Here is a 14,263-nt window from a genome sequence, read left to right on the forward strand (position 1 = left end):
AGAATACATCACTGGTTTTTTAGGACACCATACAACATCAACATAAAAGAAGAAGAATTATGATAAAAGATAAGCTCTCTGATCAGACAAGTTTGAATGGAAATGATTATTTGTCAATGGAAACAGCTTGCGATCAGGATTTACTTGAAAAAGGTGATACTCTAAGAGGGATTCCTGTATGGCGTCGTGTATTGATTGGTCTTTTATGCAGCAGCTTGACCTTGAACCCCTTTGTTCCTGTAATGGCTATGGAGCGGATGGAAAGACATGCAGTATCCCCATCTTTCTCATTGCACAATCAGGATACCCAAAAGATTTTGAAGAGCATAAATCAGCCGATTAAAGATTTAGGGACCCAGTTGTTAACAGCTCTCAAAGCTCGACCGCTTTCAGAAGAGATGGGAGAAGGAGAAGGGGGAGGAAGAGGGGCAAGCCAGCCAGCAGGAACGCAAGGGGGATTTTTTGTAAGCCAAGGGATGAGAAGAGATCAGGTTTTTGTTCCCAAGGGGGCATTGATTCGGGGAGATTTGTTGGCTCCCCATGTTATTACGCAAGAACAGGCCTTGAATCTGTTAAACTTAGATCCCTATGGTCAGTCGATTATCTCAGAAACTCTCTATACCGTTCCTCAGGACTCGATTCATGAGCATTTTCAGGTTCAAGTTGCCAGTACTCATACACCATTACCCTTAAATCAGTATCTGAGCCATTATGGTTTGGGTTATCTTCTAACGGGTCAAGTTGGTGTATTGCCCACCAGCTTGATTACCCTTGAGAATGTGATGATTATGGTTCCGTTGATGGCCACGGCATCGTCTTCTCAGCATGGTCGGCAGATGATATCAGTGGGGCAATCAAGTGGACAAGGGTTTTATGGGATGCAGTCTGTGACTTATCAACCTAAACCCTATACTTTTACCTTAGCTGTTCAGCCGCGGTTTAAGGGATTGATGGATTTAAGAACGGGATTGTGGGGAGAAGGGCCCATCTCCAAAGAGTCTCTGGTATCTGCCAATCTCATCAAGTCGCCTGCCAACTTAGGGAGCCTAGTGGTTTCCAGTTTGGTTTTGCCACCAACGGAGGCGCTGCCAGAAGCGCTTCGAGTTGAGGGAACAACCACAAATGAATCTCCCCTTTTTTATTACCCTCCTGGATGGAGTTTATCGCCCATCAGTCGCCTCAGCAGCGGTTCCCGTCGGACAGCGCATATATTAGAGGTTCGTAACGCTCTCTATGGGATGCCCTCCTTTATGGCGCAAGTCATTGATGATAAAGTTCGACAGTTACTCCCATCGATCAACCCTTCTGTATGGCTATTACAAGGCCTCGCATTTTTACAATCCGCACAAATCCGTTATCAAGAGTTGTTACAAGCCAGTGGCGTAAAACCGGATCAGCTTTTGGACCTGGATTTACCCCTCTGTGTGGCGCAGCAGCAAGCTGTGTCTCTTTATCAGAATTTTACGATCCTTTATCAAGCTCTAGGGGATTCTGATGTAAAGACCTATCAGGATCTTTTAGACAAGGTTTTTCCCCTGGTCAGTTTGGCATATAGGTCTTTTAGGGCTGGATTTTCCTCACCAGAGAAACAAGGGGGGGACAACCAGCACGCTCAAGGGACTGTAATACCAAAAGCGTTACAAAATCATTTAGAGCGCTTAAGAGAAATCGAGGATCTTCAAACTCACCGGATTATTCCTGCTCGCACGCTGGAAGATATATTAGATTTAACCATGCCCTTGCCAGATGGTCGACTGGTTCTGGAAAGTCTCGCTCAGGAGAAAATGTCATCAGCCGAAGGGTATCGAGTGCACTCTTTATCCCAAGCGGCTTGTGAATTAATCAACGAAGTTGCTGAAAACCCTGAAGACTTTAAAGGCTGGTCTCTTTGCGCCCAAAAATCTTTCTTGAGCACAGTTGCGTGTTTCTTTCCCGAGGAGGCACACCAAGTTGAGTGGCGTGATCAAAAGGTTCTAACCTCCCTTTTGTATCGTATAAAAGATCCAGATATTCTAAACTTGCTGGTTGATTGGGGAGCAGATGCGCATACTATGCTTGTCAAGAATCAGGTATCAGTTCCTTTGCTCCAGCATTGGATCAGCGCCGTCACACCTGAGACTCAAGATCGCTATTTAAAGACTCTAGAAACATTGATCCAACGGGGAGCCCCTCTTAACAAAGTCTCCTCAGATGGCACCAGTGTTTTGGATATGATTCTAGCTCAAAATCTGGATTTAATATTTGCAGCTGTAGTGAAGGCACATCAATCTCAAACTATTGACGCCATGCAAGCCTTGGAAATTCAGATGCCTGTTCAAGAGGCAAAACCTTCCTTACCTCAAAAGCAGGCTCGCCTTAAATTCATGAAGAAGTCCATCCCCTCAAGAAAGATACCGCCGTCTGGTTCAACAGCATGGGATGCTGCTATCTTTGCTTCAGAGGTGAAGTCTGTCCAATATGAAGAAACAGCGTCCCTTCATCTGCCTATTGGTTTGCCTGTCCAAGTAGATAAGCTTGTAGAACGATATCGCATCTGGCAATCAAAACCAGAGTTTGAGAGTTCTTTAAAGCTAATCTTTGATTATCTTGCAAAAGTTAATCCAAAGGTTGCGTGGCATTTGACATTAGAAGAGATTCTCCCTCCAGCTCAACAAATCATCTTCGGATGTGAGGAGCTGCGGGCAATTGCAGAGCAGCATAAGCCTCTTCCAGGCGATCGGGTGAAAACCCGCAAATATAATTTTATTCTGGATATGATCGACGGTCAGGATCCTGTTCTAGAAATCCAAGCAGAGCTGGAGTCCTTTTTAGGCACTCCTTTGTTTTATCCAGACACTACCCTTGCTTATAAACTCATTGGTGCAGATATAGGAGAACGGTCATTATCCCATGATGTCTATGACCAAATTTTTAATGAAGATGGAACGGTGCGCTCCTCCAACGTCTTTGGTCGTCGGGCTGTTGCCAAGGTGGTGAAAAATGGGAAGATCCTTTATTTTAAACATCTACCAGAGTTTCCAGGGTTTGAGTATGCTGTTGGCTCTCTTCACAATCTTTTGATTGGGCACGGGACTCATTGGAGTGATTTGGTTAAGCTGAAGGGAGAAGCATTTTTAGTCTCCTTCGGGGTTGAGGGAGGAAACCTTCAAGACGTGCTAGACACCCATCCTGATCTATTAAAACAATTAGATTCCAAGAGCTTTTCAGAATCAATGCTCTTTACCCTGTTGGTTAACCCCGAGGATGATAAACCAGATAACTATATTTTAGAACCTCTCGCAACGAATGCCCACAAGTATCGTCTGATTGGGGTGGATAGCGACCATGCCTTTATGCCAACGGTTGCAAGAGAATCAGATGATCCACGAGCGAAGAAGCAACTGCAGGTTAAATCAGTTTTGTATTGTTTGGATCAGATGAATGATCCCGTTCATGAAGAGGTGAGAGAGGCATTCGCCACTTTAGATCCCTATCAGCTTTTAAGCGAATGGCTTGCAGATTTAAGCAGGTTGGAGACCAAATATGAGGCGTTGTTCACAAATGCTGAAGCTGTTTCTTTAGCTGAGAAAGACTGTATCGTGTGTCTTCCCTTCAAAGAACAGATGATGACGCAATTGTATGACAAGTTGGTTCGGTTGCAACGCCTGTTCTCAGCTAAGTCTTTAGGCAGATCTTCTAGGGAAACTCAGCCCAGAAACAATGTATTGAACCCAAGGCGTCCAAGGGCGTTCCCCACAAGTATGTCTCCCACGAGTATATCCCACATGGAAGTATTGAGACGTTTAGAGCCTTTGCTAGCCAATCGGTATAAACCAGCTTTTGATCTAAATAAACCAATTGCACTCAAAGATCGATTCCGGACCATTCATGGGACCGAGTATAGGATTGATGATCGGCAAGGGTTGGTTTCGACGACAAGTTCGCGACTATTGTTGGATTCTTTAGACATCCCAGTTCAAGATAGTTTGATTCTCTCCAATCGCCGCTTAGGAATGCTGAAGGTGTCTAAGGCGCAAGAAGAGTTAAAGGCCATTCAGGCATATCGGGATGCTCAACTGTTAGGATCAGATCAGTCTTTAGAGACATTTTCAAAGCTTTCAAGCGAAAACGCCCGGGCGACTTTTTTGTCCCGTTTTGATTGTGCAGTCTTAGATACAGCCCAGCAGCAGGCATTGTTGCGCCATGTAAAAGACAGCGATCCCCGATCATTGACTTTTAAGAACTGTGAGGCTTTAACCCTCGATATCTTTAAAGCCTTTGAGAAGGGTAATCTTGGCAAGCTAAATTTAAGTGGCATCAAGAATATTGATAAGAATTGGATGGAGGAATTATCCAAGGCTTCCAGTTTGCGAGGGTTGTCGATTCGCTATGGAACAGGATTAAGGAATGCTATTGGTCCTTTTTCTTTTAATCAGCTTACAACGCTGGTAATGAGTCATTGTGAAAACCTAACTGATCTTAATCTCTTAACACCCCTTTTAGCAAAACTGGCGATCACAGATTGTCGGAAGTTACAAAACGTAACTATACCTATTCAACCAAAACCGCTTCTCACCCAGGTTGATTTACATAATAACCCAGTTCTTCTTGATGCAACTGTTGAGGCATTGTTAACCCAGCATCCCTTAATCACCACTCTTAATGTGGAGGGATGCCGTAAAGTATTCCTGCCAGAATGGCGTACAGTGAACTGTCGGTTCCCTGTCCAACTGGGGCGGGAAATGAACAAACTCAGATATTTGAACAGTATACAGAGGAATTATCATCCCTTCTTAAAATACCTGATAAGTCTTTTGCGGAACGAGCCAACCCTTACGAGCCTGACGTTGGGGAGGAACGAGATTGGGGAATCTTGTGATGTGGCATTGGGAGAGGCCTTGAAGATCAATACCACCCTCACGAGCCTGGATTTGTGGGGCAATTATATTGGTAAACCTGGTGTTGTGGCATTGGGAGAGGCCTTGAAGACCAATACCACCCTCACGAGCCTGGGATTGGGGGGCAATAAGATTAGTGAACCTGGTGTTGTGGCATTGGGAGAGGCCTTGAAGACCAATACCACCCTCACGAGCTTGGGATTGGAGGGCAATAAGATTAGTGAACCTGGTGTTGTGGCATTGGGTGAGGCCCTGAAAGTCAATACAACCCTTACGAGCCTGGATTTGGGGGACAATGAGATTGGAGATCCTGGTGCGGTGGCATTGGGTGAGGGCTTGAAGACCAATACCACCCTCACGAGCCTGGATTTGATGGGCAATAAGGTTAGTGATTCTGGTGCGGTAGCATTGGGAGAAGCCTTGAAGACCAATACGACCCTCACGAGCCTGGATTTGATGGGCAATAAGGTTAGTGATTCTGGTGCGGTAGCATTGGGAGAAGCCTTGAAGACCAATACGACCCTCACGAGCCTGAATTTGCGGGGAAATTGGATTTATAAATCTGGTGTTGTGGCATTGGGCGAGGCCTTGAAGGTTAATACCACCCTCACGAGCCTGGGATTGGGGGATGGTATATATGAGAGTCAATGGTTCTCAGAAGACTTCATCAGACTTTTGCGCAATGAGCCAACCCTGACAAGCCTGGATTTGAGTGGCGATGGGATAGGTGATTCTGGTGGTGTGGCATTGGGAGAGGCCTTGAAGGTTAATACCACCCTCACGAGCCTGGATTTGGGGGACAATCAGATTGGTGATACTGGTGGAACGGCATTGGGTGAGGCGCTGAAGATCAATACCACCCTCACGAGCCTGGATTTGGAGAGGAATGAGATTGGTAAATTTGGTGGTGTGGCATTTGGAGAGGCGTTGAAGACCAATACCACCCTCACGAGCCTGGATTTGGGGTACACTGAGATTGGTGATACTGGTGGAACAGCATTTGGAGAGGCGTTGAAGACCAATACCACCCTTACGAGCCTGGATTGGGGGACAATCAGATTGGTGATACTGGTGGAACAGCATTAGGTGAGGCCTTGAAGACCAATACCACCCTCACGTTCCTGGATTTGGGGAACAAGGATTGGGGAAAAAATAAGATTGGTAATCGCGGTGGAACGGCATTGGGTGAGGCGCTGAAGATCAATACCACCCTCACGTACTTGGATTTGGGAGACAATAAGATTAGTAATTCTGGTGTTGTGGCATTGGGAGAAGCCTTGAAGACCAATACCACCCTCACGAGCCTGGATTTGTATGGCAATTATATTGGTAAACCTGGTGTTGTGGCATTGGGAGAAGCCTTGAAGACCAATAGAACCCTCGCGTACTTGGATTTGGGAGACAATAAGATTGGTGAATCTGGTGTTGCATTGGGAGAGGCCTTGAAGGTTAATACCACCCTCACGAGCCTGGGATTGGGGGGCAATAAGATTAGTAATTCTGGTGTTGTGGCATTGGGAGAAGCCTTGAAGACCAATACCACTCTCACGAGCCTGGGATTGGGTATGAGTGATAGGGACACTCAGCGGGTTATTAATGACCTTATCAAACGAAACCAAGATTTACGTCCAAAACAGCCTACCCAGCAGGAGCCTCAGGTGATTGTTTCTCTTGCTGATGCGCCTAAATCATCATCTGGGCTGAAAGGACAACATCAAGGAGCCTGGGTTAAGTTTTTGTCCCTTGCCCCTGAGGAACCCTCTGCAGCTGATCTTTTCCAGGTGATTCCCCTCGATCGAGGACTGATGGTGCAGCATCTGTTGGCGGCTATTCCTCTATTGCAGCAAGAGGGTGCGTTGGTTCAAGAACTTCAAGCCGCTGGCCTGTCGGACTATCGTGCCTATATCCGCTTTGTCTTGGGAGGATCTGACCCCATCAATTCTATTGATCACGCCCAAAGCTTAAAAGCCATGGCTAATCTTTATCCCTTCTCTTGTTGGATCTGGGAACAAGGCCAGGCAACAACCCTTAAATGCTCTCAAACCTTTGGAACAGAGGGGCCCTTGTATCATGTTCTTGCAACCTCACCTGGTTCTTCGGCTCACCCGTCTTCCCGGTCCTATCAACTTCTGACCGTTGAGGGTTATTCACCAAACTTTGCGCAAGTTTATTCTCAACCTTTGGATGATGACCTGACCGATATTCAGCCGCCTCTAGCTGGTGATAAACAACAGCCTCCCTTTCAGTTGCCAACCTTTACAGAAGAACAGCTCAGGCATGTTAGTGATCTCTTGCGTTATCAATTAGCCCCTTTACGAGGTTCTTTGACGTCCCTGATCTTTCCTCCTCACACGTTAACCCGGGAGGATACCAATATCTTGAAGAAGCTCTTGCAAGACCATCAGAGCTTAACACAATTGACCCTTCCTAGCGCTGGTTTGACTGACGAAGATGCCTTAACTTGGGCCGCTTTCCTTAAAGAAAATACGCACCTAACAAGCCTATCTTTTGTGGGGAATCAGTTCACCATTGTTGGGTTAAAAGCCTTGATGGGTGCCTTGCAACACAATCAAACATTGATCCAATTCAACCTTAAAAACAACCCTGGGTTTGAGGATTCAATCCGCGTCACACTGGACAATCTCTTGAGTCGTAATAAGGGATTGCAGGAGTTTCAAGTCTTGCAAACAACACAACCTTCCCGAGTTGTTCTTTCCAAATTAGGCTATCCAGGTTCTCGAATTTTATTCACTAAGATGGCGGATCATATTGCTGACTTTTCCTTTATCCAAAACCTGGTTCTTCAGTTTACGCCCTTGAATGATGCTACCACGTGCACAGACTTTAAAACTTATTTACAGCAGGCTCCTAGTCTGACATCTCTCAGGCTCTTGGATACCAGCCTTGATGACCAGAGCCTTGCAATTCTTGCTCCTGCCTTTGCCCCTCATCCTTCTCTTACTAGCTTGGATTTACGCGGCAACCTTTTGCGAGATGCTAGCACACAATCCTTAGCAGCGGTGATTGCCACAACATCCAGCCTTAAGGCCTTGGATATTCGATGGAATAGAATCCAAGGGGAGGGCTATCAAAGTCTTCTCACGTCCTGGCAACAAAGGGTAAGAGCTCCTTCTCAGACAAAATCCCCTGTGCTTGTCATTGAAACTGATCCCAACAATCCTTATCAAGGAGCTTTTAGAAAATTAAGCCAGGAGCAATCGGGTCTTGATCAAATTAAAGGGATGCTTCCTGATTCAAACGCAACCATTGTGAAAGGCTATGCACTCAATAGAACCTCTGGGAAATCTATTCCCCTATTTAAGATAACCCTGTACGGCCAGACTTACCATATGAAGGAGGAGCTTGTTCCTGGAGATGGAGATTGTGGCTACACGGCTCTTAACAAACCTCGAGAAGAAGCTGCTAGAATGCTCATGGATCAGCTGAAAGATCCAGCCATTTCCTTTTTGCTCAGTTGTGAAGTGGAAGATAGTTTTAAGATGGATGTCTTTCCCCCGAACCTCAAAAGGACACCGGAGTATAAAAAGCTTAAAGAAAAACAAGCTCAATTGGGTGTTGATATCCAAAAACAAGTGTCATTGGTGAATAAAGCTTTGAACAGAGCCGAAGGAGATAAGTGGCCTCAAGATAAGCTGTTAGAAGCTTACTTTACGCAGCGTCAATCCGATCTCGTCCGGTTTCATATGCAAAAGCTCATTGAATTGACTTTACAAGAGCAAGCCCTCGAAGAAGAGCTGTCAGCTTATTGCCGCAACAAACAAACCATTGAGAGCTATATTACTTCTTTTATCCTGCCCTCAGCAGCGGGGTATCGCTCTCTTCACGATAATGTGGAAACAAATTGGCTCACCTATTCTTCACATAAAGATACGGAAGGGTTTTACCGGGCTTCCAGCGCGGATGCAATTGCTCGAGCTATGGGCAAGAACTTGGCAATTTGGACAAGAACTGGTTTAAGTCATCATTATCACTGGAACTCAGAGGCAGAAACCTTGCATCTTCTTCACCTCAATGCTAACCACTTTAACCGTCTGGTAGAATAGGGGGCTCGAGGGTGTCGTCACACAATTATGGACCGATCCGTATTGCAAGATAAAAATTGTCAACCCTAAGAAGAATATTGCAGTTATATATCCGTATATGGTTCCGTCCTTTTTGTGAAAGAACTTATTCTCATCAAATGTGAGATTCACTGACATCGTTTGGCGCCGTCAAGTTATTGATCATGTCAATAAACTGGGTCAAAATCTTCCGTTTTAGATAGACTGAGGGTGTGAAACGACTATCTCATGAAAGATAGACAGAGACTCTTTTAGTTTCTGCCTATACTGGGTCCATCTACATAAAGGAACGTAAAGTACCACAGAAATGCATTAATGATTGATAGTATCTCTGATACGCATGATGGTTTGTCGGCTTGTGTTAAAGTTTCTTGCAATAGCTGCAATAGTTTTGCCTTCCTGTAATTGCTGTATAGTTTGCTTTGTTTGTAATTCTGAGAGAATTTTCGGGCGACCGAGAGTTTTGCCCTTTGATTTGGCTCTAGCAAGGCCGGCTTGTGTGCGCTCAATTAACAGATCTCGCTCGAATTGAGCAACCGCATTAATTACTCCCATAGTCATTTTTCCTGCTGAACTAGTGAGATCAACACCTCCAAGTGCCAGACAATGAACTTTGATTCCTATTTTTTCAAGCTTAGCAACAGTGGTGCTTACATCAATAGCATCCCGTCCCAGTCGATCGAGCTTAGTGACTACTAATATATCTCCCTTTTCCATTTTATCTAACAAAAGCGCAAACCCTTTACGCCGTGAAATATGCATGGATCCGGATATAGTTTCAGTAATTATTCGATGCAGCTCAATAACAAACCCAGCTTCTTGAATTTCTTTTATCTGGTTTTCAGGATTTTGTTCCATGGTAGAAACACGAGCATAAGCAAAAGTGCGTGGCATAATATGGCATAAAGTGTATTAAAAAGGATGTCCTAAATGTCACATATGGCCTAAAGTATGTCAATATAATTTTTGGACAGTGGGGGCAAGCCATGTCCAAAACCGTTCGTTTTTGGACAGCTATAATCATTTTTATTAGGAAGTATAATTTATGCCAAGAATGCAAATATTGACCACACAGGAACAGGAGAATTTTAACAAGCCCCCATTATTTGATCATATGCAGCGAAAAAAGTTTTTTGATTTTCCAAAGAAATTATTGGATTTAGCGCGTAATTTACGAAATCCAACCAATCAGATAGGTTTCTTATTGTTGTGCGGATATTTCAGAGCAGCGAGACGATTCTTCTTACCACAAGATTTTTACGAGAGGGATATTGCCGTCGTAGCAAATATACTTAACTGTTCTGTTTGCGAGTTTATCACACATGCTTATAAAAAGGTAAGTAGGATACGGCATCAGCAAATCATAGTTGAATACTATAGATTTCAATCATTTAATAAAATTTCCAAAGCCATGATTAAGCATGAGATCGACGCGATGTCATCGTACTATTTGAAACCCAAATTAATCTTTGATAGATGCAGCGACATTCTGATCCAAAAGCGCATTACACTTCCGGAATCAGGGACAATATGTGAATTGATACGCCAATCGCTACAATCCCATAAACAGGCTCTGATGTCGCGAATGAGTGATCAGCTAGCTCCTGAAACATCGGTACTTTTGGATTCTTTGTTTACGCGAGATTACGGAGAACAAAGCTACCGACTAACATTATTGAAAAGACTATCCTAATCTACAAAACCCGCCAAAGTTCGGGAATGCATAGCAGATTTTCATGTCATTGAAGAACTGCACAGAAAATTGTCTGATACCTTAAACCTACTTCAATTAGGGCACGCGGGGATTCGCTATTATGCCGGCAGTGTGATGAGGTCACAAATATTCCAGATACACCAGCGCTCCCCATCAGATCGCTATATTCATGCTTTAGCATTTGTCGCGCACCAATATTATCGTATGCAGGATAACCTGGTTGATATTTTCTTAAATGTTATGAAGGCATTCCAAACTACGATCGCTAATGAACGTAAAGAAAAAGCCTTAGAGCAACAGAAGACACAACACAATCAATTGCAAATCTTAATACAAAATCTGGAGGCTGGTATATTTAGCGTAATGCAGGAAATCCGTTCCGTTGCAAATGACAATACTCTTCCAGACAGTGAGAAAGTAAACCTCATCAAAGAAGCATTGAATTGCGATACATCCCGTAATATTGAAAACATCCGTGAAGAATTTTTAGGGTTATCTGACACCTCGACTTTGTATGATCTCCAGGAAAGTAAATCCTTACGTCTGCAAAATCGCATAAGTTCAGTGTTAAAGGCTGTGAACCTTCAAGCTGAACAACACGAATCACCTTTGATAGAAGCAATTGACTATTTCCGCGACAAGGATGGTCATATTACCGAACAGGCCCCTGCATTATTTTTGGATGAGACAGAACGTAAAGCACTCTACAGAGAAGATGGGACATTCCGTGTCTCATTATATAAGGTCTTCCTGTTTCAGCATGTGGCAGCTGCCATCAAATCTGGTAAGCTAAATCTAATACATTCCTATAAATACCGGCCGTTGAATGAGTATATAATAAGCCGGCAACGCTGGAAAAAAGAAAAACATCGGCTTTTGGAGCGTGCCGGGCTGCTGAATTTTCTTGATTCTAAAACCGTATTACAGCAACTGGATCATGCATTGCATGAGCAGTATAAGGCAACCAACACTAGAGCCAGGAAGAATGAATATCTCAGCTTTAAAGCAGACGGGTCGTTCCGTATAAAAACTCCACCACTGGATAGTCGGGAAACTGATCCATTGCAAGCGTGGTTCCCTAAACGACACTATATACCATTGGTTGAAATATTGGAAACCGTACATCATCATTGCGATATGCTATCAGCCTTTGAGCATTGGCAGCAGACTCATACATCACAGACCACCTCCCGCCCTCTCTTACTGGCCGGCATCATCGGGCTTGGCTGTGGAATCGGCGTACGAAAAATGGCCAGAATATCCTCGCATGTTAGTGAGAATGAACTGGATCACACCGTCAATTGGTGTTTTTCATTGGAGAATATCCGTGAATCTAATGACAGAGTAATGATGGTGATGGATAAAATGCAGTTACCAAATATCTACCGTAGTAGAGCAGATAAGCTGCATACCGCTAGTGATGGACAGAAATTTGAGGTACGTGCTGAGTCTTTGCTAGCCAGCCGTTCGTTCAAATATTTTGGGCAAGGGCAAGGGGTAAGTGCTTACACTTTTGTCGATGAGCGGCATTTCCTTTGGCACTCCACCATTATTAGTGCCTCTGACCGTGAGAGCGCCTATGTGATTGATGGACTTATGCATAATGATGTTGTCAAAAGTGATATCCACTCCACGGATACATATGGTTATAGTGAAGCTATTTTCGGCATAACTCATATGCTTGGGTTTTCCTTTGCCCCACGGCTGAAAGGATTGCAGAATAAGCAGCTCTATATATTTAAATATCACAGCAAACAAGAGCGAAAAGATTGGACAATTGTGCCAGACCACTACGTTAATGAGAAACTGCTTCACCAGAACTGGGATGATTTTTTGCGTTTAGTCACAACCATCAAGCTAAAGGAGAATAGCGCATCTGATATATTCAGGCGACTTAATTCCTATTCAAAGCAACATACTCTGTACCAGACAATCAAAGCTTTTGGTCAGATTATAAAATCCTTATTCATCCTTCGTTATCTGGATGAAATGGAATTACGGCAGGCAATTGAGAAACAGCTAAACAAGGTAGAGCTATCCAATCGTTTCACCCGTGCCGTAGCCATTGGTAGCCCACGCGAATTTACGCAGGCAGAGAAAGAAGAGCAGGAAGTTGCTGAAGCATGTAATCGACTGATCAGAAATTGTATTATCTGTTGGAATTACCTCTATCTTACCCATAAGCTGGAACGGATGACCGGCGAGGAGGAAAAAGAACAATTACTCCATATTATTTCCAGCCATTCTATTATGACATGGGCCCATATCAATATGCTTGGTGAATACGATTTCTCCGAAGAAAAGCGTAAAGATTCTGTTGGAATTTTATCCCCGAAAATGGCCGCATGAATCTATCTGAAAAACAGGGGGCATAAAATCGCGGCAAAGCAAAGCCTCTTAATGATTATAAAGAATTCCTGCGGTACTTTACGTTCCTTTATGTAGATGGACCCAATATAGCAGAATCCCAAAGTTCCCAGTATTCAACCATGGCGAATAAGAGTTACCAAAATGCTTTGAATAAGACTGAGAGTTCGAGCCAGAGTTTATCGAGTAGCTATCGGGATATGGTCGATCTTAGCAACAGTATTGTAAACTCTCATCAAGCAAGCGATGCAATCAGTCAAGGTTTCTCAGCTGAAAACTCAAATGCCATTCATCAATCAGCTAATTTTGTTAAAAGCTTTGCCGACCAAAACAACATAACTCAGGATAAAGCAGCTTCTTTACTTGCAGAAGCTAGTGTTGGGGGAGGGCTTGGCTTTGCAAAAGGGTCTTTAGGAGCGAATACTTCTGTCAGTACTCGTGATCAAGAATTATTACAAAAAGCACAGAATGTGGTTGAATCCGAAGATTTTCAAGCAGCCCAGAGAGCGGCCACTCAAGCGGCAAAGAACTATTCCCATAGTTTATCTGATGAGGAAAGTCGACGGTTAGCAGGGAGTGTTTCTGGTTCTTATGAGCGAGGGATGCAACAAAGAGCAGAGGCGGCAAGAAGTTATAATCAGGCAGAATCTTACAGCCAGCAGGCCCTGTTTACAAAAGCTAATTCAGCATCCATTAACTCTAATTATAATCAACAATTTGTCGAATGGTTATCAGATCAACGAGCAGACGGAACGCATGGGAAAATCGGTAAACATGGGACCGCCCATATTATTGCCAATGATCCCGCAATGGCAAGCGTCTATGCCACTCGGTTTATGGAAGAAAAGCATATTCTTCCCTCTTCATCTGTTCCTGCATCAGCGCAATCGGTTGTATCTTCTTACAACCAAGAGACAGGACATAGCCAATATGCTGTAACAAAAGACTCTTTAGAATTAGTTCGCAATCAAGGGCAATCAGAAATAACAGTTAGTAGATTGGATAGACAACAATTGTTTGAAGGGTCAGTTGATCAGCAAATGTCACGACAACGTAAAACCATCCAAGAAGGTGAAAACTCAATCCACTCTCAAAGAGAGGAAGTTATAAATAAGTATAATAATGAGGAAGGAAAATCAGTTTCTATTAAAACTATGGAGAAAGGCCTAGATGAAGTAATTTCAATGCCTGGAGATGTTGCAGATTGGATCAAAGCTAAATGA

The 14,263-nt window shown here is 43.8% G+C and carries 6 protein-coding genes; 5 read left to right on the forward strand and 1 reads right to left on the reverse strand.

The features are described from left to right. Nucleotides 1-59 precede the first annotated feature (59 nt). Both ID47_RS11500 and ID47_RS01095 read left to right on the forward strand, forming a co-directional pair. Nucleotides 60-5,963, forward strand: coding sequence for a leucine-rich repeat domain-containing protein (locus ID47_RS11500; RefSeq protein WP_051908367.1), 5,904 nt, complete (start codon nucleotides 60-62; stop codon nucleotides 5,961-5,963). Next, nucleotides 5,921-8,941 (forward strand): leucine-rich repeat domain-containing protein, encoded by a 3,021-nt coding sequence (locus tag ID47_RS01095; RefSeq protein WP_038462927.1) that lies wholly within the window; start codon nucleotides 5,921-5,923, stop codon nucleotides 8,939-8,941. Before ID47_RS11500 ends, ID47_RS01095 begins: the two co-directional genes overlap by 43 nt. Nucleotides 8,942-9,271: 330 nt before the next feature. Here ID47_RS01095 and ID47_RS01100 read toward each other — a convergent pair whose 3' ends face one another. After that, nucleotides 9,272-9,853, reverse strand: coding sequence for a recombinase family protein (locus ID47_RS01100; RefSeq protein ID WP_038462929.1), 582 nt, complete (start codon nucleotides 9,851-9,853; stop codon nucleotides 9,272-9,274). A 160-nt stretch (nucleotides 9,854-10,013) separates the two neighbouring features. On the opposite strand from ID47_RS01100, the gene ID47_RS01105 reads away from it, so the two are divergent. The 3 genes from ID47_RS01105 (at nucleotide 10,014) to ID47_RS01115 (ending at nucleotide 14,263) form a co-directional block, all read left to right on the forward strand. Next, nucleotides 10,014-10,652 carry a DUF4158 domain-containing protein gene (locus ID47_RS01105; RefSeq protein WP_269516754.1) on the forward strand — a complete coding sequence of 213 codons (639 nt, stop codon included), beginning with the start codon at nucleotides 10,014-10,016 and terminating at the stop codon, nucleotides 10,650-10,652. Between the two features lie 57 nt (nucleotides 10,653-10,709). Then, nucleotides 10,710-13,022 carry a Tn3 family transposase gene (locus tag ID47_RS01110; protein ID WP_269516755.1) on the forward strand — a complete coding sequence of 771 codons (2,313 nt, stop codon included), beginning with the start codon at nucleotides 10,710-10,712 and terminating at the stop codon, nucleotides 13,020-13,022. Nucleotides 13,023-13,162: 140 nt separating this feature from the next. Further along, nucleotides 13,163-14,263: a hypothetical protein gene (locus ID47_RS01115; protein ID WP_038462933.1), complete on the forward strand. Its 1,101-nt coding sequence runs from the start codon at nucleotides 13,163-13,165 to the stop codon at nucleotides 14,261-14,263.

This window comes from Candidatus Paracaedibacter acanthamoebae (assembly GCF_000742835.1).
GTDB classification, from domain to species: domain Bacteria; phylum Pseudomonadota; class Alphaproteobacteria; order Paracaedibacterales; family Paracaedibacteraceae; genus Paracaedibacter; species Paracaedibacter acanthamoebae.